The following is a 1,438-nucleotide window of genomic DNA, read 5'->3' as shown; positions in this document are numbered from 1 at the left end:
CCGGTCCCGCACCGCGACCTCGACGACCTCTACCCGCTCTCCCCCCTGCAGCAAGGTCTCCTGTTCCATGCGGTGCACGCGCCGGACAATAGCGTCTACATGACGCAGTTGGCGGTCGGACTGGAAGCGCTCGACGTCGCGCGCTTCGAGCAGGCATGGCGGGAGGTGACCGACCGTCACGCCGTACTGCGGACCGGCTTCCTGTGGCGCGGCGAGCTGTCAGTGCCGCTGCAGTTCGTCCTCCGGCAGGTCAAGCTGCCGGTACGGCACCTCGACTGGCGCGTCCGTATCGTGGACGACAGCGAACTGGCAGCGGAGGCGGACGCCGATCTGGCCTTGGGATTCGACTTGGAGCGGCCGCCGCTGTCGAGACTGACGCTGATCCAGCTTCCGGGTGGCGTGGTTCGCATGATCTGGACCAGCCACCACTTGCTGCTGGACGGCTGGAGCACGTCTGCCTTGCTCGGGGAGGTCATGGAAACTTATGCGGGCAGTCCGCCGCGTCCCGCGCCCGGCCGTTACCGGGACTATATCGCTTGGCTGCAGGCCCGGGACACGGCAGGCGACGAGGCGTTCTGGCGCCGGCAGCTCCAGCCTCTCGAGGAGCCGACGCGCCTCACGCCAGCCACCGGAGTTCGCGGGCCACGCACCGGCCACGGCCAGTGCGTGTTGCGCGTGAGTCCCGAACGGACCCGTCAGCTCCAAACCTATGCGCAGCGGGTGCGCGTCACACTGAATACCCTGATTCAGGGGGCGTGGGTTATGTTGCTGAGCCGAAGCACCGGGCGGCGCACCGTGAGCTTCGGCGCGACGGTGGCCGGGCGGCCCGGCGATCTGCCTGGCGTAGAGAGTCTCATCGGGCTGTTCATCAACACCTTGCCGGTGATCTACACGGTCGATCCGCGCCGCGCAGTAGGCGACTGGCTCAGTGCGCTACAGGCCCTGAATGTGGAACTGCGCGAACATGAGCACACGCCGTTGTATGACATCCAGCACTGGGCCGGCCGCCGCGAGCTGTTCGACACGCTGCTGGTGTTCGAGAATTATCCCGTCGACCGAGCGCTCGGTGCGGCAGCGGGAGGCGTTCGGATCGATGCGGCCCAGCAGACCGATGTCACGAGCTATCCGTTGACCGTCGACGTGACCGGCGGCGAGACCCTTGAGATCGGCTTCGAGTACGCGTGCGACCGTTTCGACGAAGCGGCCGTACAGCAGCTGAGCACCCACTTCGAGGCGCTACTTTTCGGGTTCGTGGAGGATGCCTCACGACCGCTCGGGGTCATCGGCCTGCCTTTTGCTGCCGGGTCGAGGAGCCTGTCCGAAATCCCGATTGGCGCCGGCATCGCCCCAGTGCCGGGCCTGATCGCCCGCTGGGCGGCGGGTCAGCCGGACGCGGTGGCGGTGGTTGCGGGCGAGGAGTGCCTGAGTTACGGCGCCC

1 protein-coding gene is annotated in these 1,438 nt (G+C 67.5%); it reads left to right on the top strand.

Translation table 11 applies throughout. The features are described 5' to 3' along the window. Window positions 1-1,438 (top strand): condensation domain-containing protein (locus ACW73L_RS22090; protein WP_498924696.1); only part of this gene is annotated, 1,438 nt, incomplete at both ends.

This window comes from Methylolobus aquaticus (assembly GCF_054172105.1).
The sequence above is the reverse complement of the archived record's forward strand: the minus strand, read 5'-3'. Positions and strand labels throughout refer to the sequence as shown.